The following is a 22,760-nucleotide window of genomic DNA, read 5'->3' as shown; positions in this document are numbered from 1 at the left end:
TTGCAAATCCTATTCATCAACAATAATGCAAATTGCAAATTCGCAAAGCATACCGATGCGTGCGCCACTGCACTGGACAGTGTAATAGACCCAGCATACCTCTGCGTCATGCAAGCGCCGCCCAAGGTCCGCTTTCTGGACCGCACGACCCCGCCACATATCATCACCCTGATCCTCCTGGCCGGAGTGTCGGCGATGGTTATGAACATGTTTCTGCCAAGCTTGCCAAACATGACGTCGTATTTCGACACGGAATACAGGCTCATGCAGTTGTCCGTGGCCCTTTACCTTGCCGTCTCGGCCATTATGCAGACCATCATTGGACCCATCTCCGATAACCTCGGACGCCGCAAAGTGCTGATGTGGGGCATCGTGCTTTTCATGCTGGCAACCTTGGGCTGCATCGTCGCGCCCAACGCGGAAGTCTTTCTGTTCTTCCGTATGTGCCAAGCGGTAATCGCCGTCGCGATGGTGTTGAGCCGCGCAATCATTCGCGACCTCTACGACCAGGATCACTCGGCCTCCATGATCGGATACGTCACAATGGGCATGGCGGTCGTGCCGATGATCTCGCCCTTCTTCGGCGGCCTGCTGGACGAAGGGCTGGGATGGAAGTCTGTCTTCTGGTTCTTCTTTATAACCGGCGCCCTGCTCCTGTGGCTCGTCCATAAGGATGTTGGCGAAACCGCCCAACCATCGTCCAAATCGCTGATCGGTCAGTTCAAGGAATACCCCGAACTCCTGCGCTCGCCACGTTTCTGGGGCTATTCGCTAGCGGCAGCCTTCTGCTCCGGCGCGTTTTTCGCATATCTGGGCGGTGCGCCTTTCGTGGGTACCGAGGTCTTCGGTATGACCCCCGCGGTGCTCGGCTTCTTCTTCGGCGCTCCGGCTGTGGGATACTTTATTGGAAACGGGCTAAGCGGACGGTATGCGACCAGGTTTGGCGTGAACCGTCTCGTGCTCTGGGGTTCCATCGCAAATGCGTTCGGTACATTCCTGTCGCTGGGCATCTTCTTCGCAGGCATGGGCACGCCACTGTCCTTCTTCGGCATGATGACCTTCGTCGGGCTAGGCAACGGTCTGGTGATCCCGAACGCCACCGCGGGGATGCTGTCGGTGCGTCCGCATCTGGCGGGCACGGCCTCGGGCCTCGGCGGCGCAATCATGATCGGCGGCGGCGCTGCATTGTCGGCGCTGGCGGGCTTCCTCCTCACGCCTGAAACAGGCGCCTACCCCCTCCTCTACATCATGTGCATCACTGCGGTCTGTGCGCTGCTTGCCATCGGCGCGGTCTACCGACGCGAACGCAGGCTCGCCGTGGCTTAACCCTTGCGCTGGCAGCTTTGCAAACCTAGTGTCGCGCCACTGCAAAACTGCAAAGACAGACTGCCATGGCCACCCCAAAACTCTACGCAGGCGCCAAGCTGCGCGAGGTACGCACCCGCGTCGGCCTCACGCAGAAGGATTTCGCGGCCAAGTTGGGCATATCCCTGCCCTATCTGAACCAGATGGAGAACAACAACAGACCCGTCAGCACGACGGTGGTTCTGTCGCTGGCGCAGGAGTTTGGGCTGGATGTTACCGAACTCAGTTCGGGAGACGGCGAACGGATCGTCTCTGACATGCGCGAGGCACTGGCCGACCCGGTCTTTTCAAGCGATATGCCTCCCATGGCCGACCTGCGATTGGCCGCATCAAACGCTCCTGCGCTCGCGCACGCGTTCCTCGAATTGCACCGCGCCTACCGGCAAACCCACGAAAGGCTCGCATCCCTAGACGAGGCGCTGGGGCGCGAAGACGCCCGCGCGCGTCCCAGTCCGTGGGAAGAGGTGCGTGATTTTTTCCACTACTGCGACAACTACATCGACGCGGTTGACCGCGCCGCCGAGCATTTCGCGCGCGCCGAAGGGCACCACCAAAGCATTCGCGTCGCCGCTGTGGCCGCACTGGCCAAGGCCGGGGTCGAGGTCATGTTCGACGACACCGACACGCTGCGCCGCTACGATCCAGACAGCCAGTCCCTGGTTCTGTCGCATCGCGCAAGCCAGCAAAGCCAGACCTTCCAATTGCTTTTGCAAGTTGCCCTCCTGCGGCAGGACAAGTTGCTGGAGGCGACGCTCGACCTCGCCCGGTTCCAAACGGAAGAGGCCCGCGCCATCGCCAAGATCGGCCTTGCCAACTACTTCGCCGGTGCCGCCCTGATGCCCTACGGGGACTTTCTGCAAGCCGCCCAGGACACGCGCCATGATCTGGAACAGCTGGCCACACGCTTTGGAGCGTCGATCGAACAGGTCTGCCACCGGCTGTCGACATTGCAACGCCCCGGCGCCAAGGGGGTGCCGTTCTTCTTCGTGCGTGTGGATCAGGCGGGCACCATCACCAAACGCCACTCGGCCACACGCCTGCAATTTGCACGCTTCGGCGGTGCCTGCCCGCTGTGGAACGTCCACCGCGCCTTTGAACAGCCCGGCCAATTCCTCAGGCAGCTTGCCGAAACGCCTGACGGCGTGCGCTATGTCAGTCTCGCGCGGGATGTCTCAAAGTCAGGCGGTCGCTTTGGTGCGCCCGTCCGGCGCTACGCCATCGCGCTTGGATGCGAGGTGGCCCATGCCGAACAACTGGTATATGCGGATGGACTCGATATCACGCGGGCCGAGGCATTCGAGCCCATCGGCATTTCCTGTCGGATTTGCGAGCGCAAGATGTGCCATCAGCGGTCGGTTCCGCCGCTCGAACGCAGGCTGTCGGTCGATCCCGACACGCGCGGCGTCCTGCCCTATGCGGTGAACTGAACCACGTTCAGCGCTGCGCGCGCCGCCACCCCGCCTGGACCGCTTCGGCTTCGGAACAGAACCATCGCTCGCCCCTCGCCGCATTGATACCCGTCTCGTCATAAAACCCCTGCCCCGGCACGTGGAAAATACGACCGTCGTCCGAAATGTTGCCCTTGATCCGGCAGGCCGGCTCCAACGGGATCCTGCCCTTGGTGCGGGTTTTGCGGAAATCCGAGGGCGATTGAACACGCACGCCGTGCAACCCCTGACCGGCGACAAAGGCTGCCCTTTCATCCAGATCGTACTCCATACCATAGCGCCGATATGCAAAGGCGAGGCCTGCACGAACGAGCGTCTGCCCCATATCCGCGCCTTCGACCGAACAGGTTGCGACGAGACGCCCGTATTGATCGGCATCACGCCCCACACACTGCGCAATGCGCCCCTCAAACCGGTCCTTCACCTGCCCGGTGGCCCATTCACCGCATGCAAAGACAATGCCGTGTTCCGTCTCGCAGGACTGATTTGTTTCAGGTGCGTCAATCGCGTGCAGACGCACCCGTATATCGCCCACATCTATAGTATCTGCGTCGATGACACGTACAGCACCGCGCACCTCGGCGCTGACACATGTGGGAAGAAGCAAAAGAACAAGCGCTGAAAAAAATCTTAACATTCCGTTAATATGACAACGGACCTGACCAAGTTCAAACGGTGCTTGGCACCATCCTTAACGCTGTGCGGTCTCCCATTCGGGGTGCAGCCATGGCACGTCATTGCTGCGCGGAAGGCTGCGCCCAAGGATGTGGTCGGCCATCTTTTCGCCCGTCATGATCGATGGTCCATTCAGGTTGCCATTGGTGATCTGCGGAAACACCGAGCTGTCCACGACGCGCAACGCATCCACGCCGATGACACGCCCTTCGGGGTCCACGACACTCATCGGATCATCGGCTCGTCCCATCCGGCACGTGCCACACGGGTGATAAGCGCTTTCGGCATGTTCGCGGATCGCATTGTCCAACTGATCGTCGCTTTGATAGGCGTCACCCGGCTGGATCTCATGCCTCACGAACGGTGCGAACGCATCCTGGGCAAAAATCTCTCGTGTCAGTCGGATGCACGTGCGGAACTCCTCCCAATCCTGCTCCGTACTCATGTAATTGAAGCGAATCACCGGATCGTCCGATGGATTTGCCGACCGCAACGTCACGGATCCGCGCGAGGTAGACCGCATCGGACCGACATGCGCCTGAAACCCATGCCCCTCGGCAGCCGCCTGCCCGTCGTACCGCACCGCCATGGGCAGGAAATGGTACTGGATGTCCGGATAAGGCACCCCTGCCCGACTGCGGATAAAGGCGGCACTCTCGAACTGGTTGGACGCCCCTAGCCCCTTGCCGGTGAACAGCCACTGCGCCCCGATCACAGCCTTCGAGATCATGTTCCAATACCGGTAGAGCGTAATCGGCTGTTTCGACGCGTATTGGATATACATCTCCAGATGGTCCTGCAGATTCGCCCCCACACCGGGCCTGTCCGCGACAACCTCTATCCCGTTTTCCGCCAGATGCCTGCCCGGTCCAATCCCCGACAACATCAGGATCTTGGGCGAGTTGATCGAGGATGCGGCGAGGATCACCTCAACCCGCGCCTTGACGACCTTGCCGCCCGCCAGCATGACACCCGTCGCACGCCCGTCGGTCATCTCGATACGCTCGACAAGACCACGCACCAACGTGCAATTGTCCCGCTTCAGGGCGGGTTTCATATATGCATTCGCCGCCGACCAGCGCTGGCCCTTGTGCACGGTCTGCTCCATCGGGCCAAAGCCTTCCTGCTTGTGCCCGTTGTAGTCGTCGGTGACCTCATAACCCGCCTGGCGCCCGGCCTCGACAAAGGCCTTGAACAGTGGGTTCCGGCGCGGTCCGCGGGTCACATGCAGCGGGCCATCGGTGCCGCGCCACGTCGGGTCGCCACCATGCCCGTTGCCGTCCCACGCCTCCATCCTCTTGAAGTAGGGCAGCACATCGGCATACGCCCATCCGTCAGCCCCGCTCTCTGCCCAGTGGTCGTAGTCCATAGCGTGCCCACGGACATAGACCATGCCGTTGATCGACGACGACCCGCCCACAACCTTGCCGCGCGGACAGACCAGCCTGCGCCCGCCCAGATGCGGCTCCGGCTCGGACATGAAACCCCAATCATAGCGTTTCATGTTCATCGGATAGGACAAGGCCGCAGGCATCTGAATGAACGGCCCCGCATCGGTGCCGCCATGCTCGACAACCAAAACCGACTTGCCTGCCTCGGCCAATCGATAGGCCACGGCGCAGCCCGCCGACCCGGCCCCTACAATCACATAATCCGCTTCCATCTCTCACCTTCCGTGATTCCGCGAAGGGTCAAGGATGCGCAGCACCGCGCGCAGGCGCGGCTCGTCCTTGAGGCTTCGGGGAATCGCATCTCATCCTTGAACTGGTGCTCGAGACGCACACAGCGCCGCCAAGCACCTCTCAGCAGAATCCTTCACATCTCAACTCGCGCAGCATCCGCCTCCTGCCCGCCCTTTTTCGGAGTGCGCGGTGGGTGGGCGGGCGCGCTCCGAAAAAGGGCGTCCCAACCTATCAAAACGGGGCTTCCACATCGCCCATGCGCACATAGACCGACTTCACTTGGCTGTAGTGCTCAATGGCTGCCTTCGAGTTCTCCCGCCCAACACCGGAGGCCTTCACTCCACCAAACGGCGCTTCGACCGGCGCATCGTTGTAGCTGTTGATGAAGCACGTTCCCGCTTCGAAGCCTGCAACCACACGGTGCGCGCGGACCAGATCCCGCGTGAACACACCAGCGGCCAAACCAAACTCGGTATCGTTGGCCCGCGCCAGAACCTCCGCCTCATCTTCGAAATCCAGAACTGCCATAACGGGGCCAAAAATCTCTTCGCGCGCAATGGTCATGCCGTCGGTCACATCAGCAAACACGGTTGGCTCCAGATAGAACCCGTCTCGGTCCAGCCGCGCACCGCCTGTGACCAGCCGCGCTCCTTCGTCCTGTCCCTTGGCGATGTAGCCCTGCACGATTTCCATCTGGCTTTCGCTGACCATGGGACCGAAGCTCGTCTCCGGGTCTTGCGGATCGCCGATCACCGCCTTGCCCAACCGCTCCGCCAAACGCGCGAGGAACGCCTCCTTGATACCGCTCTGGACAAAGACCCGTGTCCCGTTGGAACAGACCTGGCCCGAGGAATAGAAGTTGCCCATGATCGCGCCTGACACGGCGTTCTCAAGATCGGCGTCGTCGAAGATGATCAGGGGGGACTTGCCTCCCAGTTCCATTGTAACGTGCTTCATCTCGGAGGCCGCAGCGGCGTACACCTTGCGCCCTGTGGGCACCGATCCGGTCAGCGACACCTTGTCGACACGGCTGTCTGATACGAGCGCCGCCCCCACATCGCCCAAACCCTGGACCACGTTGTACACACCGGCAGGCGCACCCGCCTCGTGCAGGATTTCGGCCACTTTCAAGGCACATAACGGCGTCGTCTCGGATGGTTTGAACACCATCGTGTTGCCGCAGGCGAGCGCGGGCGCGCCCTTCCAGCTGGCGATCTGGGTCGGATAGTTCCACGCGCCTATGCCGACACACACGCCCAGGGGCTCGCGGCGGGTATAGACCCAGTCCTCGCCCAACTGGATATGCTCGCCCGTCAACGTCGCCGCCATGCCACCGAAATACTCCAGCGCATCCGCGCCCGAGGTGGCATCAGCAACGCTTGTCTCCTGATAGGGCTTGCCGGTGTCAAACGTCTCCAGCACCGACAGATCGTGGTTACGCTCGCGCATGATGTCGGCTGCACGGCGCAGGATGCGCCCGCGCTCCGTGCCAGTCATCGCCGCCCACGCCGCCTGCGCTGTACGCGCGGAATTCAGGGCGTGATCAATGATGGCGGGCGTCGCCGAATGGACACGGCCAATCACCGCGCCGGTGGCGGGATAGATCACGTCGATCGGCGTGCCTTCCGTATCTTCAACATAGGCCCCATTGATGAAATGGCTGGCGGTCGGTTGGGTCTGCATTCAAGTCCTCATGAGTTGAGCGGGGCGGCAGGCGAGGCCCACCGCCCGCGCGATGCTTATTCTGCCGGGGCCGGATTCACCCGGCGCAAGTCACCCAGCGTATCACGGTGCGTCATCACCCACGCGAGACAGGCCACGTACATACCGATGACCACGGTGCCGACCCACTGGATCTGCAACCACTGGCTCTGGAACAGCAGGGTCAGCACAAACAGCAGCGCCGCATTGCCCAGCACGTATTGCACCTTGCCGTAGCGGTCGGCGGTCACGTTCAGGTTGTCGGTGTACAGCCGGATCAGCGAGTCAAACGAGTTGATGACGAACAGGATGCCCACAACGGTCATGGACCAGTTAACGAGCCCGGTCATGTCGATGCTGTTCAGGTGATACCAATAGGCCACCGTGAACCAAATGCCCAAGGGGATCGACGGGAAAATCAGGAGTGCGGCCAGCAATTGCCACGTCCGCAGCCCGCCCACAAAGCGCGAGGTGAACTGACCGATCATGATCGACCACGCAAACCACCAGAACAGGTAGAACTCGTGATAATCCGTCAGCGGAATGATGAACTTGTGAATGTTGGCAAAGTACCCGCCGATATTGCTGCCCGTGCTCAGGAACTCGCCAAAGCCCATGCCAGCGTTGATCCACATGCCCGCGATTAGGGCAAAGAAAACAAGCGTCGAGGCCACGGACAGAACCTTGACGTATTTGATGTCGGTCGAGGAGTAGGACGCCGCGAGGATCACCAGGAAACAGATGACGTAGAAGGCCGGGATCACTGTTTCGCCATCGCCCACTTCGGGGATGTAGTAAGGCATGTAGATCAGGAACAGCGCGCCGGTGAACGCGCAGGTGGTGATGATCACCAGGTTGTTCAGCAATTTCACGATGCCGTTCTCAAAGAACTTCACCCGCGGCTCGATGGCGCAGAAGTAGAACGCCGTCAGGAAATAAAAGGCCCAGATCAGAAAGCCCCAGAACCCGAACTCAAGCGCCAGCGGATTGGTGAACGCATAGGCCGGTTCGGTTGCCGTGTCGGCATAGAGCGGGAAGTCAAAGGCAATCGGGAACATGATCAATCCCACGTCCAGACCGGACGTGAAGAGGATCGCGATGAACACGAACAGGCTGACCGGCTGGGGACCGGTCAGGCGTACGTTCCAGTATTTTATGGTGACGAAGGCCACGAGCACAAAGGCCATGAGCACCCCGAATGAGATAATTGTCGTTAGCATGAATAAGGTCCCTCCATGTTGACCCGTTGGCGGCGGCGCTTTTTCTATTTCCATCACCGGCCCGCACCAAATGCCTCATGTGACAGTTTACTCTCCGCGCGGAAAGCGCTGATTTTCTTCCAGAATATTCAGATCCATATGGTTGCGCATATACCGCTCTGACGCCTTCTGCAGCGGCTGGTGATCCCAGGGATAATACCCACCTTGGCGCAAAGCCTCATAAACAACCCAGCGCCGCGCTTGGCTTTCGCGCACATCAGCGTCAAATCGCTCAAGATTCCAGCGCGCGTCCGCTTTTGCCTGCAATTGCATCAACGTGCCCTGATGTGCAGGTGTATCCGCCAGATTGTTCAGTTCATGCGGGTCCGCTTCCAGATCAAACAACTGATCGGGATCCAGCGCGCATCTGTTGTACTTCCACTTGCCATAGCGCAGCGACACCATGGGCGCATAGGACGCCTCGGCCGCGTATTCCATTGCCACAGGTTCGGTCCGCGCGACCCCCTGCCCCTGGGGCACCAGCGACTGCCCGGTTGTCCACGGCATCACGTCGGACATATCCACGCCAGCCAGATCACAAAGCGTCGGACACACGTCGATGTTCGACACCGGATCAGTGATCAGCCCAGGCGCCATTGACGGGGCCGAGATCATAAGCGGCACCCGCGCCGACCCTTCGTAAAAGGACATCTTGAACCACAGCCCGCGCGCACCCAGCATGTCACCGTGATCGGACACAAACAGGATGATCGCCTCCTGCCGCGTGCCCTCAAGGGCCTCCAACACCTCACCGATCTTGTCATCGAGATAGGAGATGTTGGCGAAATAGGCGCGTCGCGACCTGCGGATATCCTCTTCCGAGATTGTGAAGTTGTCGCAGTCATTGGCATCGAGAATACGCCGTGAATGCGGGTCCTGATCTTCGTAGGGGATCGGGCCCACCTCCGGCATCAGATGCTCGCAGTCTTCGTAGAGGTCCCAGTACTTCTTGCGCGCCACATAGGGATCATGTGGGTGCGTGAAACTGACCGTCAGACACCATGGCCGCGGGTCGTGCCCCCGACCCAGATCATAGATCTTGCGCGTCGCGTGGTAGGCCACCTCGTCATCATATTCGAGCTGGTTGGTGATCTCGGCCACACCCGCGCCCGTGACAGAGCCCATATTGTGATACCACCAGTCAATCCGCTCACCCGGCTTGCGATAGTCCGGCGTCCAGCCGAAATCGGGCGGGTACACATCGGTCGTCAGCCTTTCCTCGAACCCATGCAACTGGTCAGGGCCGACAAAGTGCATCTTGCCTGACAGGCAGGTCTGATACCCAGCGCGGCGCAGATGGTGCGCATAGGTGGGGATCGAGGACGGGAACTCGGCCGCGTTGTCGTAGACACCGGTCGCACTTGGCAACTGGCCAGACATGAACGCCGCACGTCCCGGCGCACAAAGCGGCGAGGCGGTGTAGGCGTTGCGAAACCGGGTCGACCGCGCCGCGAGCTTCTTGAGGTTTGGCGCATGCAGCCAGTCTGCCGGACCGTCCGGGAACAACGTCCCGTTCAACTGGTCTACCATGAAAATCAATATGTTCGGCTGCGTCATTGATGTTGTCCTGTCAAAGTATCCAGCGCTCGCAACGCAGTCGCCTTGGCCGCGTCTCGCGATGCATCTTTGGCCAGAGCAGCGCGCAGATACAGCCCATCAATCAACGCGCCCAGCATCTCGGCATCGCCATAAGGATCACTGCTGATCCCGCGCAGCGCGTGGGTCAGGTTCGACCGCAACCGGCGTTGATACAGCACCAGCAACCTGTGTGTTTCAGGATGGGTCGTGGCATGGGCATAGAGCGTCATCCATGCCCCGACGGTTGCAGGCGCAAAGGATGACGGCGCAAAGCTTGCCTCGATTAACGCCTCGGCACGGCCCCGCGGGGTTCGCGCATCGCGCAACGCCTCAACAACCTCCACACCAAAATCGCGCAGGATCTGCTCCATTGCTGCCAGGAATATCTGGTGCTTGCCCCCAAAGTAATGGTGCGCGAGGGCTGTGGACATGCCCGCTCGCTTGGCGATTTGGCCCACGGTCACATCCAGCGACCCGGCCTCGCCAATCTCGGCAATCGTCGCTTGCACCAGCGCAGCGCGCCGGATCGGCTCCATTCCAACTTTGGGCATACGCCCCCCACCTGTGCAGACGCCCTGTAGCATGCCGTTTTTTATTGATCCGTCAATCAATAATAATTTACAGCTTGGTGGCCGGGCTCGGTGGCGTGATGGGGCGGCGTTTCAACACCGCCTCGCGCCACGTGATGAATGACACGGCCGCCAGGATCAGCGCGCCGCCCAGGATCACCCAGATGTCCACCGGCTCCGCGAAGACAAGCACGCCCAATAGCACGGCCCAAACCAACTGCAGGAACGTCACCGGCTGCGTCACCGTCACTGGAGCAGCAGCAAAAGCCATGGTCATCGTGTAATGCCCGGCAGTCGCAAAGCAGGCGACCAGAAACAGCAGCCCCAACTCTGCTCCCGTCGGCCACACCCAATTGGCGGCCGCGAACGGTGCCAGACAGATCGTCACCACGATGGACAGCATCGCCACGACCACCGCCGGCTTCGCCTCATCCGCCATGATCTTGGCGAGCAGGTAGGACCCTGCAAAGCTGACCGCACAGAACAGCATCGCGATATGCCCGGGAGCCACCTCGCGAAAGCCCGGACGCAGAATCACCGCCGTCCCGATCAGCGCGACGGCAATGGCCGCAATCCGGCGCATCGCCAGCCTCTCACCCAGAAACAGCGCAGCGCCGATGCTGACGTAGACAGGAGCGAGGTAATTCATCGCCGTCACTTCGGCGATGGGAATGCGCGTCATGGCAAAGAACCACAGGATCACGCCGATCGAATGGCAGGCCCCCCGCAGCGTGAAAAGCCGCCACTGACGCCCTGTCAGATGCGCCGCCCGCAGCGCAGGCAGCATCGGCAGCAGAAACACCAGACCCAGCAGATACCGCAAAAACGCCGCCTCTGCCGGGGGAATACGATCGCCCATATACTTGACCAGCGCCGTCACGGCGACAAAGCAGAAGCCTGTGACAAGCATCCAGAAGATGGCCACCAGTGGACGGGAGGGGGAAGACGTCATGCGCCCATCAACCCCAAAAGCGGGGTCAAGCACAAGGCGTCAGAGCAGCAGCAATTTCAATTCGGGGGCCCGCATAGTCAGCGCGATGATGGCGTCCAGCAGCTGCTGTGCCCACGGTCGGAGTATTGCAACGACACCGATCCGATCAACACCACGGTATCCAAGTAGACATGCGAGTTTAACCACGTGATCGCCACCGTCACGCGCAGCGATTGCGTCTCAGACCCGACATGTATGCAGAACGGCCCTTTCACACCACGCCGACTAAGCATTCTGCCACACATAGCACAGCAAAACTCGGCACCGCAGATGCGATGGATCTCAAATCCAAATACACCTGCAGTGATCAGGATCACCTCCGATACAGAACAGGCAACAACAGCAAAAAACACGTGTGCACCGCGCAACCCGTGTCTCAAGACAAACGCAGTCTGCGCCCCGATTACGAGGAAAAGAGACAAAGAGGTTATGAAAACCGGGAAGGAATGACGCCATCATTGAACCCACAGGCCAGCCCGATGAGGCCGAGCCATATCAACTCCGCACCACAAGCCCGCACGAGCTATACGTTTTTTGCACAGCAGCCTTGCGCAAATGTGCAGAGCATTCTCTGAAAACGCTCCCTATATCCCTGCAACCCGCGTGACGGATCACGCGCAAACTACTGCCGGTATATGTCACCTGACACAGGTATCACGTTGATCTGATCTATGATGATTGGCGTATCACCTTGCAGATCCCATATGCTGGTCAACGATAACAAGGATAAATTCCGATGCTCGACGACACACATACCGTTGATTTGACCAAGCAGGACCTCGAATTGATCGAGGCTGCGTTACAGACCCAGGAAAAGATTTTGTCCGTGCAAAGCCGCGCGGGCGGTGCCGCCGCGCGCACCCGATTGAATGACCTTAAGGGCCTGATGCGCCGCTTGCGCCGTCAGACACCCGCACCTCATGCAGATGGCACACAAAGCTGGAGCCAGGTGGCGCGGCAACTGTTCTTCTGATCACCAGAATTACAGTCGTTCACGGCAGGAATAGGCGCCGCCCTTGGTGACTGGGCGGCGCTTTGTTTTTTCAAAGAGTACGACACGGACGAGAGAGATTGGGCATCGCGGGCGACGCAGACCGCCCAATATTTGCAACCGTTCACTAATTAGCGTTCGGCATCCGGACGCGGCAGGTGGTCCTGCACAGCGATGGCGTATCCTCCGGACCCCGTGCGCTGGGACGTGCCGTCCTTCAGATCAAACCGAGTGATACCGTGGGGGTCGTCGCGCAGCGGATCACTGGCCCATTCCCGCGCTGTTCCGGACGCCGCCGCGATGGCAGACGATGCCGCGCGCGCGACGCGCGGAGCGGCGACGCTTGTTCCGCCCTGACGCACGATTGTACCGCTGCGCGATCCCGCGCTCAGCACACCGGGAAGAACAAAGCTGTCATCGCCCTTGGCCGCCATATCCGGGCCCTCACGATCAGAGGCTTGCGGGGATGACGGACGGTTCAGGGGACCGGCACCAGAGTAAAGCGACACGACCTCTTCGCGTTCGGTATATGCTGCGACGGTGATGGGGGCCTGTCCGCAGGCAAAGCCGCTGATCGTCATCGCGCGCCGGATGGGCGAAGTTGTGTGTTTCGGATCCACGGGCAGAGGCAGACCGAATGCGCCAAAGCGTTCATAATCATCGTTGCTGAAAAAAGCTTGCCTGCCGCCCGGCTGAAAGCCCGGTAACGTCTCGTCGCGCCGGATCCAGACCTCGACCGGCGGCACCTCGATCGGCTTCTGGCCAAGGTCACGGGTGATCTCAAGACGCCAGGTGCCCGACGGGGCAAGCACTTCGTCCAGATGACTGGCCGTGGCATTGATGTTCAGCGTGAACAATCCGCGCATCACAGGTGCGCCGATAAACTCATAGGACAATCGCGCAGCTTCGCGCCCGTCTTCGTCGATCAAACGCTGCGACATCGTATCGGTCGTCCCGAGCACGCTCACGGCGCCATGCGGCGTTTCGACAGTCACCTGAACCGGCATAGGCTCCCTGCCCTCGTTGAACGGTGTCCAAAACTGGACCTCCGACGTCGTGCGATCATCTGGCAGCACATCAAGGTCAAGCTTGGTCTTAGCGCCCGTGGCCTGTGCGTGCAGTCGTTGCAGGTTGCTGTTGCCGGCCGGCAAGGTCAGCCAGGCCTTTTGAGGACATTGCGTGTGCGCGCCAAAGTAATGCTCGAAGAGCATCGCGAACAGACCGGTGCCATCATGCGGCCCGCCCGAGTTACCGTAGGAAAAGTTGAACTGCACCGGGGCACGGCCTGCGGACGTCTTGAACCGGCGCGCCTGTTTCACCAGCATGTGAAAGGCGAGATACAGGCTCGGCAAAAAGCTGACACCGGTGGTGTCTTCCACCACCCGCGCGGGAAGCGCGGCACATATGATCGGCCTGTTCGCAACATTCGCTTCCATCTCGTAGCCTGCTGCGAGCGCAGTGACATGTGTGCCGTGCGATCTGCGCAAGGCAACGGTGGAAAAGACCTGCGTCAGATAATTGACCTGACCCGTAGCCGTGTAAAACAGATCCTCGTCCAGGTAGGCGCCGTTGGTACACTGGGTCAGCAAATGCTCGACATCCTGCTGTGACAGCGCGCGGCCGACCGATGCGTGCGATCCTGTGGCCAATGGCTCTGCCTCCAGAATGGCGGCAAACTGCACACGGCTGGTCGTTGGACCGGTGCGAAAGAGGTTGTGCGCAATGCCGATGCCGTCATCAATCACCGCCATCACCACCGTATCATCGCTCACCGGGATCTCCGTCATCGGCGGGGGCGTCGCGTGTCGATCCAGAAACCGCGCCGGTGTCTCTGCCCCAAGCAGAAGCGACAGGATGCCGAAGGCTTCCGGCTCATAATTGAACGCTGTCACGGCCCGCTGGCGGGCAAACAGGACAAAGGGCTGGCGTGACGCCGGTGCTTCGCGGTCCTCCGAGTCATAGGACACGGGAATGATGATATCTTCGGCCAGCGGCGCCGCCCGCTCTGCAAACGCGTCGATGCTGCCCTCGATCTCCAACAGAACGGACCACCAGTCCTTCGGCTCATCAAGGTGAATGGCACGGCCAAGCCGAAAGTCGGCCGTGTGACTGAGCACATCGTCTTCTGCGGGGTCGGCCGCGATCCATTTCAACATGACCGCCCCCTACCCTGCGCCGCCAATGTCGGCCCATTCGCTGACCGCCTTGTCCCACAGCCACGACAGGATGGGAGAGACCTGGCCCGTGCCCTTCCGGTCGGCCACGGACGTGCCCCAGACACAGCCGTCATGTTCCATCCGCGGGAACATCATGTCGTCACTGACATCGTAGATCTGCGTCCAGTTGAAATCCTCTTTGGCGCTGAAGGCGGGCCCGTCGAAACTGCTTGAGGTCCACTGCGTGCCCTTCACCTCTGCCTCGATATGCTGCGCCAGCGTCAGGCCAAGAATTGCACCTGCGACGCTGTCGACGGGGAAGTGCACACCCGCCACGGTGCGGTTGATGGCGATCCGCGAAGCCTGGCGCATCAGCATCTCGCCCCAGTAGCTTTCCTGGTATTGCGGCGCCTTGCTGGCCAGCAACAGCTTCCACAGCAGACGTGCGATCATGAATGCCTCGGTCGCGTGCCCACTGGGCAGGGTCGCGTGGGTCGGCGTAGGGATCATCGGCTGAACCTGCGGCGAAAACTCGATCGGCCGCTTGACGCCCAGCGAAAACTTCGTGCGCTGGATCACGGTAAAGGAAAAGGCAGCAGCGGCGTCCAGCAGCGCCAACGTGTATGGCGTGCGGTCCGGGCCCATATAGCCGATGGTCGCATAAAACGGCTCTGACAAACCGATTTGTGCCGTGACCTCGGCCAGACGATCGGTGCGGATCTGCGCATAGCCCATCACGTAGTCCAGCTGTGTGGCCAACTGTGTGATGTCGGGCGCGGTCATCTCAACCATTTTGACCTCGCGCTCGCCTCCTTGCTTGCGCCCCATACGGCGCCATACGGTCGTGGTTGGACCCGCTTCGGACAGCGATGCGGTCACCTCGACGCTTGGGGCCAGTTCGGACTGGTAAAGCGCCGCCCGCACCTCGGGCGACAGACGTTTGATCGTTTCCGGATCATCCCAGCCACCCGGCGCAGGGAAAGTGATCTTGTCGAGTTTGCTCGACACGATCCCGTCACGATTGGTTGTCAGCGCCAGTGCGGCATCCGGGCTTTCGCCGCCGAAGCCGCCAAACGCAGAATATCCGCTGTAACCCGAATAACCGCTATATCCGCTGTAACCACTGTATCCGCTGTAACCCGAATAACCGCTGTATCCACTTTCTCTCGGCATAGCCCCACCCTTTCCTTCTTTGAAATTAATCCGGGATCCCAAGATCCCGAAGCATCGTCGCGAATTGAGCGCCATTGGCGTAGTCTGCGCTCGGCGATGATTTGAGCCAGGAGCTGACGCGCAGCCCCGGTTGCATGTCCATAAGTTCGGCCGCCGTCCGCCGCCCGCCATCGCCGTCCCCGGCGCCCAACTGGGCCACCGCCAGCATGCGCATGGTCGACACATGGGTCCGGTTCAGCCGCAGCGACTCCTTGGCCAGTGTCACTGCGCGGTCGTAGTCGCCCACCGCAATGCACGATCCCGCAGCCAGCGCGAGAAAGAAAAAACGGTGCGGGTCCAACGGCGTCAGATGCAGCGCACGTTCGGTGTCGCGCTTGCCCTCGTCCCCGCGATCCGTGAACGACCGCAGCATGCCACGCAAAGCGCGGCCATTGGCGTCGTTCGGATTAGAGGCAAGGGCCGCACTGTAGCGGTCTTCGGCGGCATCCAACCGGCGGGCCAGATGCACCAGTGCCTGGCCCTCGCACACCAGTGCATGGGTATGCTGCGGATCAAGATCCAGCGCCATGGCCGTCAGTTCCAGCGCGGTTTCCGACCCAGTGCGCGCATCCGTCCAGCCCTGCACGGAATTCAGCACGTGCCAGCGGGCTTTCCAGGCCAGGGGCGTGGGGTGGTTCGGCGCCTGCTCAATCACATGTTCGAGAAGCACACGCGCCATCTGGAAGTCGCGCGGCACAAAACGATGCATCAACCCAACGGCACCATGCAGGATACTGAACAGCTTGAGATCGCGCAGGTGCTGCGCACCGACCCGGCGTACCTCGTTCAGCATGATGGCGCGCTGGATATGCGCCACGATCATCTCAACGCCTTCGGTCTCTGTCGCAAGCGGATCGAAGGTTGTTTGCACCCGGTCCGACCAGAGCATGAACCCGCTTTCGATCTCGGCGAATTCAAGCGAAACAACGATTTGCGTGCCATGCGCCATCACGAACCCGGTCAGCGCAAAATCCGCGTTCAGTTTCTGACCCAGCACTTCGTGGCTCAGATCGTTTTGACCGAGCGTCCGGGTCGAGAGCTGCGAGATAACGTTGACATCGTCCAGCGCACTCAGTGCCTTGGCGATTTCACTGGCAAAGAACGTGCCAAAGACATCTGCGTCCTGTCCGCCCTTCGATATGAACGGGACAACGACCAGGGTCGGCAGCATATCCCGCGGGTCCAACTGCGGCACGATGGCCCGATTGGTCACAGGCGTTTGGGGTTGTGCAAATCCGGGCGCAGTCTGCGCCGTGCCCCATGAGGGCTGGACATCGCCCTGCAGCATGTAACCGCGCTTTGGCACTGTTTTCAGGATGGACTTGCCACTGTCGCCCAGCGCCTGCCGGATATCCTTGATGCACTGCGTCAGGCTGTCATCGGTTACAGCGACGTCCGCCCAGACGGTCGAAATCAAATCGTCGCGCGACACCAACGTGCCATTCTTGTTGGCCAGATGCCGCAGAACCTGCAGAGACTGCGCACGCAGGGATATGTCGCGCCCGTGCGGATCAATCAGCCGATCAGAGACCGGAACATACGTTACCTGGCCCAGCTGGACCAAGTCACCCCTATCGCCTGTCCCGTCCATAAGCCGAAACGCTCCCCTCCAAGGGTGTAACGCCTGCGTTCGTGCCTCCCCCCGGGGTTGAAAGTGCCGCAATTCCTTGGGCGGACCAACTCTTTTTTTCAGAGCCATCAACACGAGGATATCTCGCGCAGGAACATACTTGTGTCACCGGCCTGTACGCACCGCAATTCTTGCAAACCAATGGTTTGCAAGGTGCGCAGCGATGTGGCCTTGATCGAGACGCCCTCTGCCCCCTCACACAGGTGTGATGGCAGTTTTGCCTCCTCGATCAGAAAGCCGACGCATGCGGGCACAACAGATGACATCATCACCAACCAACCCGCCCGACCCAATTGCGCCTGTGCCAGACCGACGGTCGGGTTGGGCGATGGGATCATGACAATCACGTCCTGCACCGGCTCAAGCCGCAACACCGCGTCCTCAAGCGCCCCGTAGAGCGGTGACGCGCAGCCCGGCCGGGCCCAATTGCGCGTGACGCCAAATCCGACACGCGGCGCCAGGTCGGTGCAAAACGTCCACATTGCACCGGTCGACGTGCCATCGGCCAGATGCCCCCGCCACCCATAGCTCGCACCCGCACGCAGCGCGTTTGGCGCCACTTCGGCATCAAGAACCAGCCGCTCCTGTCCGTGGTTCAGCAAACGCCGCTGCTGCCAAACCCCGCTGGCCCCGGACACAACCGGCTCGAACGTGGCGGCGACGCCAGGTACATAGGGAAAAATCGTAATGTCACGAACTGTCTGGGTCGTAATCTGCATAGGCTCCGTCTTGTTTTCAATTCACTTAAAAACGGGGCGCCGCACCGGGCAGCGTCCCGCACGCGCTCACGTCTGATCCTGCCTCGCGCACGCATCCAAAAGCGCTATGACCGGCAAATGGTCCGATTGGGTGTAGGCCGGGTCAAAGCTGGGCGGGATTCGTACCTCTGCGGGTGCATGACTGTCGAAAATGTAGTCGCCTGCACGGTTGCCCTTGGCGATGCCACCGCCCGGCGCGTTCCAGTTGCCGCCCGTGTTTGTCTGACAGCAGCTAAAGGGCTGTTCCGGTCCGATATGCACCTCGGTCGCGATGTCCGCTTGCGCAAACGGGCGCCATGACCGGCTCGTCAAGACACCGCGCGACCAGTCCCACCCTGCCTCATTGAAATCCCCGGTCACAATGATCCGGTACCCACGCTCAGCAGGGCTCAGGGTGCGCCACTTAATGGCCTCACTCAGCTTTTCGGTCAAAAGGTCGAACCCGTATTCAGCGCCATGACCATTGTGCACATTGACGAAAATCACGCCGTCGTCCCCTTCGGTCTCACCGCAGATCAGGATCTGAAAGGGGCGCCCGCCACTCAGCGCACTCTCGATGGGTTCATGGGTCATGTAGTACCGCTCGGGATCATAGAAGCAGGCGATGGTTTCCTGCCGCGACTTGCCATGCACCGCCTCCATCCGCGCCAGCGTACGCGGCGCATGGTAGGTCAACTCCCAGAAGCGGCTCGCCTCCTGCAGCCCGATAAAGGCATAGTTCGGCACGCCCAGCCGTGACGGTAATGCATCAATACACTGCGCCATGTTCAGCGCGCATTCGGTCAGCTTTTCATGGCCCGGCACGATGGGACAGGCCTGGCACATCGGCCCGCAATACCCGCGACCAGAGGTGTGGGTCATCGCCTCCCAACATACGTTGTAGGTCAGAACAAGCGTATCGGCGGCCTCATCTATCGACATCGTTAAATCCACTTTTCTGGTAAAAACGATCCCGCCCCGATCCATCGCGGGGCGGGATGTGAGGATCAGACCGCATGGGCAACCGCAACCTCGTCGTCGGCGCTGGCCTCAATGGCCATCATAACGGCATTGGCTCCCATGCCCAGAATAGAGCATCCCGCAACCGCCCAGATCGAAATGGTCTTTGTCGGCTTTGACACCTCCTTGAGAAGGCCAAACCAGAAGAACTGCGCGACGATGGGCGAAATGATGCCCCGCGCAATCGCCAGGCCCGAGGAAAAGCCCCCGGCGATGGCCTGCGCAATGACCATAACGGTGTGCACCAGCCCCCAAATGATCAGTCGGATGATGTTCACAACCCCGGTGTCCTTGTCAAAGACGACTTTGGCAAACCACAGGATCGCGCCCAACACCGGCCCCAATGCGAGTTGCATGATCCAGACAATTGCCCCATAGGCCTTGCCGGACCCGCAGCCCGGCGCGGGCGCATCACTTGAATTCAACCACGGCGCCGAAAACACGGAAGACAACAGCCTCAAAATCCAGGTACACGCGCCCACCAGCCCTGTGACAGTGTTTCCGAAATTAAAAACCTTGATCTTGCTGATGCCTGGGCCCGAGTTGATATTTGCAAGCTGCTTGGCGCCAACGATCATGTTCTGTAGCGGCTCGACAAAGATGCGGAAGACAAATGTGCCAAAGGCGCACCATTGCATGACCTTCTTGACCGTGCGGCTGACACCGACCGTCTTGCCGGCCTTGGCCAAGGTCCCGCTGCTGACGCTGAACCCGGCAGACTGCGCCAAGCTTTCGACAGTCACACTGCGTTTGAATTCATCGACGGCGGCCTGATCCGCAAACGGCGCCGAACCTGTGCCCGCCTTGTACCCGATGGTGGCCGGAACAGCGACCAGCAACGCCATCAGGCCGGTCACGCGAAAGGTCAGATCTTTGCCGGTGAAGAACTTGTAGATCGGCCCGACAATCGGCACTTCGATATCCGCCGTCGCGGCTCGCTTGACCAATTTCAAAAGCAGGATCAGCAGATCAAAGATCGACAGAATCACGCCGCGCGCCAGCGCAATGGCCGTCAATGACACCGCCTCCAGTACCTTGACCATCCCGGCCATCGCCAGATTGATCATGTCACCGCGGCTTGACCCGATCTTTCTGAAATAGCCAAGTGCATCGTCAAAGGCTTGCTTGCCGTCACCGAACTGAAAGTTCTGGCTCAGTTGATCGAGGGTCGAGATGATTTCGCCCAGCGCGGTGTCATCCTCATAGGCCAACGCCTGCCCGGCCAGCGCTCCAGAGGGATCGCGCGCCTGCTGGTAATTGTCGCGGAACGCACCCCCGACCGGATTGTGGGCCGAAAGATCGTCCGCGCGCGCCTTGTCAGCGGGGGTCTGGTCCTTGTTGGAGAACGAGTTGAACGATTCCCCCGCAAGGTCCTTGGCCCAGGCGTCCATCGCCTCCTTCACCCGGTCCGAGATGGTGTTCAGCCCCTCCTCGACCTGACCGCGGATGTGTTTGACCGCCACAATCGAAAAGTCGATGCCGACCTCGATCATATGTTCCACGGCCTCACTGGTGCGCGCGATGTCCTTGATGTCGAACAGGAAGGCGAGCCATTTGTAGAGGTCCTCGAAGAACGCTTTGAGCTTGGCCCAAATGCCTTCAAGGAAATCAAAAGCCTGCTGGATGAGCTTGATCGTCTGCTCAACCAGATACTCGATACCGTCGATGACAAGTTTAACAACGGCTTTGACGGCTGAAACGATCTTTTTGATCGGGTCGATGATCGTGGTCACCACGATCTCTTTCAGCCCCTCCACAATCTCGGCCACTCCGTTTTTCACTGCCTGCCAAAGATCACCGAAAAACTCCCCGATGGATTGGCCGAGACCCAAGGATCTCAAGGCCCCATCATCGGGCAGGGTGTTCTTGTTGGCGGCGGCACTCAGGGTGGCATGCGCCTCATCGGGCGTTATGTCCTCGACGCGCACGCTGCCCTGATCGGGAAAGCGGATGCGCCAATGCTGTTCGGGGATGGCGGCCAGGTCCAGATGCGCCGGATTGTCGTCGCGCGCCCGGAAATGGTAACGCGGTCCGGGTCGCGAATTACCCCACAGATAGGGGGTCTGTGACATCAGGCGCAGCTGATCCTGGGGCTTGCCAAGCGACATCGTCTTCTGGCTGATCTCGGCCATGGCTTGCGCGTTTGCCTTACGCTCATCCTCGGTCGTGCCCGGCACCAGCGGCTCGCCGTTGGCTTTGGTCTGGGCCAGCAGCTCATCCTCGGTCACCTTACCCAGCCGGTCCTGCAGATCGGCGTTCATCTCGCAGGTGATGGCCTCGTCCTCGCTCATGCCATCGAGGCGCATCACGAGCGTCGGCGACGACAGCGAACTGGTCACGAACGTGGCCCGGATCACGCCGCCGGGGTCGGTTACCAGCCGCACCGGCGCTTCAAGCGGACCCATCGGATAGCTGCGGCCGTTCAACCGCAAGGTGCCAGCCGTGTCGCATTTGATCGACACTCCGGCATCCGGCAGCGCCACTTGCGTGCCATCCTGCACGGTGATCTCGACGGAATGGACCGGCAGGCGGATGGCCTCGTCGGGTTGCGCAATGCGCAGATGTTCTGAGTACCAGATCGTCGTGCTTGGGTCCTGCCAGAACCGGGTGACGGCCTGCGTCCCCCCCGTCACATCGGTCGAGATCAGGAACGCCTCGGCCAGATCCTGAGCGTCCTGCGCCACGGCAAAGACAGCATGAGGCACGGGATTGCCTAGCGGGAATGCTATGGTCCAACCCGTGCGGCCGCGCCGCGCATCCCGAATTTCACGGATCACGTGCAGCCGGTTTTCCTCTCCGTCCCCCAGAACGAAGATCGTGACCAGCCCGGTTGCATCCAGCGACACGCGCAGCGCTTCGCCTTCGACCCTGTCCGAGATCTTTTGCCAGTCGTCCCACTCGATCCGCCCCGGCTCCGAGGGATACTTCTTCTGACGCTTGACCCAGACCCCATCTGGATCGGACGTCTGGTTGTCATGTCCGATGGCAACGATGTTCAGCAGGTTGTCGCTGTCTTCGATGACTGCGATGTCGCGCACCGTCAGGAACCCCAGATCCTGAAATTCGGTGAACCGGTTGCGGCTGTCGGCGAACCAGACGGATTTATCGGGCGAAATGGCATAGATCGCGTTCTGGCGCATGTTGTTCTGACAGGTCGCGATCTTCAGCACCTTCGCGGGTCCGCCACCCGGCGCCGACAAGGGTGCCCAGTGTTCGGAGGCCCATGCCCCGTCGCTCAACTGTAGATAGTTGTTGGCGACCGTTCCGTCATCGAACACCACATAGGCGTAAACCGTATCGTCCAAGGCCACCGCCTTGAACTGCGACAGCACCTCGTTCGCCTTTTCAGGTTGCGACACTTTCTGAACATACGCACCCGTCTCTTCATTGAACCTGGCCAGCGTCAGCGATCCGGCCTGATCGACGCCCATGATGTCAGGCGTATCGGCCCCCTTGACCTTGCCCGGCGCATCAAAAACGGCCAGTGCCCGCGCCTCGAACCCCAGATCGGCGCGGTCATATTCAGTGGCCTTGCCGGACGTCCGGCGCATCCGAAACACGTTCTGACCGGTGCCGACCGTATACAGATCCAACCGTCCGGCGTCGTTGAGATGCAGGCTGAAATCAGTGCCCGGCGCCACGGTCTGCACGGGTTCCAGCACTTCGGTGAAGCGGGTGTTGAACAGGACGTTGTCGCTTGCCGGGTTGGCCGTGGCCGCGAAAGGATATTGTGCCATGACAGCAAA

At 60.6% G+C, this 22,760-nt stretch carries 17 protein-coding genes; 4 read left to right on the top strand and 13 right to left on the bottom strand.

Annotation, left to right across the window (positions count from 1 at the left end; translation table 11 throughout):
• The first annotated feature begins 108 nt into the window (after positions 1–108).
• Positions 109–1,326, top strand: a complete 1,218-nt coding sequence (locus FD715_RS00300) for a multidrug effflux MFS transporter (RefSeq protein ID WP_370455313.1) — start codon at positions 109–111, stop codon at positions 1,324–1,326.
• Between the two features lie 65 nt (positions 1,327–1,391).
• The gene (locus FD715_RS00295) at positions 1,392–2,792 is read left to right on the top strand and encodes a short-chain fatty acyl-CoA regulator family protein (protein ID WP_147103532.1); all 1,401 of its coding nucleotides are present in this window, start codon (positions 1,392–1,394) and stop codon (positions 2,790–2,792) included.
• Between the two features lie 7 nt (positions 2,793–2,799).
• On the opposite strand, the gene FD715_RS00290 is transcribed toward FD715_RS00295, so the two are convergent.
• The 7 genes from FD715_RS00290 to FD715_RS00260 all read right to left on the bottom strand — a co-directional run bounded on the left by FD715_RS00290 (position 2,800) and on the right by FD715_RS00260 (position 11,229).
• Positions 2,800–3,450, bottom strand: a complete 651-nt coding sequence (locus FD715_RS00290; RefSeq protein ID WP_147103529.1) for a thermonuclease family protein — start codon at positions 3,448–3,450, stop codon at positions 2,800–2,802.
• A 54-nt stretch (positions 3,451–3,504) separates the two neighbouring features.
• Positions 3,505–5,151, bottom strand: a complete 1,647-nt coding sequence (betA, locus tag FD715_RS00285; RefSeq protein ID WP_147103526.1) for a choline dehydrogenase — start codon at positions 5,149–5,151, stop codon at positions 3,505–3,507.
• Positions 5,152–5,401: 250 nt separating this feature from the next.
• On the bottom strand, positions 5,402–6,853 hold the full coding sequence (betB, locus tag FD715_RS00280; RefSeq protein WP_147103523.1) for a betaine-aldehyde dehydrogenase: 1,452 nt from the start codon (positions 6,851–6,853) through the stop codon (positions 5,402–5,404).
• A gap of 56 nt (positions 6,854–6,909) precedes the next feature.
• On the bottom strand, positions 6,910–8,091 hold the full coding sequence (locus FD715_RS00275; protein WP_147103521.1) for a BCCT family transporter: 1,182 nt from the start codon (positions 8,089–8,091) through the stop codon (positions 6,910–6,912).
• Positions 8,092–8,178: 87 nt separating this feature from the next.
• A complete protein-coding gene (gene betC, locus FD715_RS00270; protein WP_147103518.1) occupies positions 8,179–9,687 on the bottom strand; it encodes a choline-sulfatase in 1,509 nt (502 codons plus the stop codon).
• Positions 9,684–10,259 (bottom strand): transcriptional regulator BetI, encoded by a 576-nt coding sequence (gene betI, locus FD715_RS00265; RefSeq protein ID WP_147103515.1) that lies wholly within the window; start codon positions 10,257–10,259, stop codon positions 9,684–9,686. The genes betC and betI overlap by 4 nt, the downstream gene beginning before the upstream one ends.
• Positions 10,260–10,326: 67 nt before the next feature.
• Positions 10,327–11,229: a DMT family transporter gene (locus FD715_RS00260; RefSeq protein WP_223274683.1), complete on the bottom strand. Its 903-nt coding sequence runs from the start codon at positions 11,227–11,229 to the stop codon at positions 10,327–10,329.
• Between the two features lie 230 nt (positions 11,230–11,459).
• Between FD715_RS00260 and FD715_RS22405 the strand changes: the two genes are divergently transcribed.
• Positions 11,460–11,843, top strand: a complete 384-nt coding sequence (locus FD715_RS22405; RefSeq protein WP_189799372.1) for a hypothetical protein — start codon at positions 11,460–11,462, stop codon at positions 11,841–11,843.
• Positions 11,844–12,004: 161 nt separating this feature from the next.
• Positions 12,005–12,241: a hypothetical protein gene (locus FD715_RS00250; RefSeq protein WP_076626835.1), complete on the top strand. Its 237-nt coding sequence runs from the start codon at positions 12,005–12,007 to the stop codon at positions 12,239–12,241.
• 149 nt (positions 12,242–12,390) lie between these two features.
• Here the strand turns inward: FD715_RS00250 and FD715_RS00245 are convergent, their stop codons facing one another.
• From FD715_RS00245 to FD715_RS00220, 6 genes are all read right to left on the bottom strand, one after another.
• Complete coding sequence (locus FD715_RS00245; protein ID WP_147103511.1) at positions 12,391–14,415, bottom strand: hypothetical protein; 2,025 nt, start codon at positions 14,413–14,415, stop codon at positions 12,391–12,393.
• Between the two features lie 9 nt (positions 14,416–14,424).
• Entirely contained in the window at positions 14,425–15,588 is a 1,164-nt protein-coding gene (locus FD715_RS00240; protein ID WP_147103508.1) for a phosphatase PAP2 family protein, read from the bottom strand.
• A 25-nt stretch (positions 15,589–15,613) separates the two neighbouring features.
• Positions 15,614–17,218: a winged helix-turn-helix domain-containing tetratricopeptide repeat protein gene (locus FD715_RS00235; protein ID WP_189799371.1), complete on the bottom strand. Its 1,605-nt coding sequence runs from the start codon at positions 17,216–17,218 to the stop codon at positions 15,614–15,616.
• A gap of 107 nt (positions 17,219–17,325) precedes the next feature.
• Positions 17,326–17,976: a hypothetical protein gene (locus tag FD715_RS00230; protein ID WP_147103502.1), complete on the bottom strand. Its 651-nt coding sequence runs from the start codon at positions 17,974–17,976 to the stop codon at positions 17,326–17,328.
• A gap of 66 nt (positions 17,977–18,042) precedes the next feature.
• Entirely contained in the window at positions 18,043–18,936 is an 894-nt protein-coding gene (locus FD715_RS00225) for an endonuclease/exonuclease/phosphatase family protein (RefSeq protein ID WP_147103499.1), read from the bottom strand.
• A gap of 65 nt (positions 18,937–19,001) precedes the next feature.
• A complete protein-coding gene (locus FD715_RS00220; protein ID WP_223274682.1) occupies positions 19,002–22,751 on the bottom strand; it encodes a hypothetical protein in 3,750 nt (1,249 codons plus the stop codon).
• Between the last annotated feature and the right edge of the window lie 9 nt (positions 22,752–22,760).

This window comes from Tateyamaria sp. syn59 (genome assembly GCF_007995245.1).
GTDB lineage: Bacteria > Pseudomonadota > Alphaproteobacteria > Rhodobacterales > Rhodobacteraceae > Tateyamaria.
The sequence above is the reverse complement of the archived record's forward strand: the minus strand, read 5'-3'. Positions and strand labels throughout refer to the sequence as shown.

Coding starts and splice junctions, on each gene's coding strand:
- betA (WP_147103526.1), bottom strand. CDS start 5,151: ATGGAAGCGGATTATGTGATTGTAGGGGCCGGGTCGGCGGGCTGCGCC.
- FD715_RS00245 (WP_147103511.1), bottom strand. CDS start 14,415: ATGTTGAAATGGATCGCGGCCGACCCCGCAGAAGACGATGTGCTCAGT.
- FD715_RS22405 (WP_189799372.1), top strand. CDS start 11,460: ATGTATGCAGAACGGCCCTTTCACACCACGCCGACTAAGCATTCTGCC.
- FD715_RS00300 (WP_370455313.1), top strand. CDS start 109: ATGCAAGCGCCGCCCAAGGTCCGCTTTCTGGACCGCACGACCCCGCCA.
- FD715_RS00290 (WP_147103529.1), bottom strand. CDS start 3,450: ATGTTAAGATTTTTTTCAGCGCTTGTTCTTTTGCTTCTTCCCACATGT.
- FD715_RS00235 (WP_189799371.1), bottom strand. CDS start 17,218: ATGGACGGGACAGGCGATAGGGGTGACTTGGTCCAGCTGGGCCAGGTA.
- FD715_RS00250 (WP_076626835.1), top strand. CDS start 12,005: ATGCTCGACGACACACATACCGTTGATTTGACCAAGCAGGACCTCGAA.
- FD715_RS00240 (WP_147103508.1), bottom strand. CDS start 15,588: ATGCCGAGAGAAAGTGGATACAGCGGTTATTCGGGTTACAGCGGATAC.
- FD715_RS00295 (WP_147103532.1), top strand. CDS start 1,392: ATGGCCACCCCAAAACTCTACGCAGGCGCCAAGCTGCGCGAGGTACGC.
- FD715_RS00275 (WP_147103521.1), bottom strand. CDS start 8,091: ATGCTAACGACAATTATCTCATTCGGGGTGCTCATGGCCTTTGTGCTC.
- betC (WP_147103518.1), bottom strand. CDS start 9,687: ATGACGCAGCCGAACATATTGATTTTCATGGTAGACCAGTTGAACGGG.
- FD715_RS00260 (WP_223274683.1), bottom strand. CDS start 11,229: ATGACGTCTTCCCCCTCCCGTCCACTGGTGGCCATCTTCTGGATGCTT.
- FD715_RS00225 (WP_147103499.1), bottom strand. CDS start 18,936: ATGTCGATAGATGAGGCCGCCGATACGCTTGTTCTGACCTACAACGTA.
- FD715_RS00230 (WP_147103502.1), bottom strand. CDS start 17,976: ATGCAGATTACGACCCAGACAGTTCGTGACATTACGATTTTTCCCTAT.
- betB (WP_147103523.1), bottom strand. CDS start 6,853: ATGCAGACCCAACCGACCGCCAGCCATTTCATCAATGGGGCCTATGTT.
- betI (WP_147103515.1), bottom strand. CDS start 10,259: ATGCCCAAAGTTGGAATGGAGCCGATCCGGCGCGCTGCGCTGGTGCAA.
- FD715_RS00220 (WP_223274682.1), bottom strand. CDS start 22,751: ATGGCACAATATCCTTTCGCGGCCACGGCCAACCCGGCAAGCGACAAC.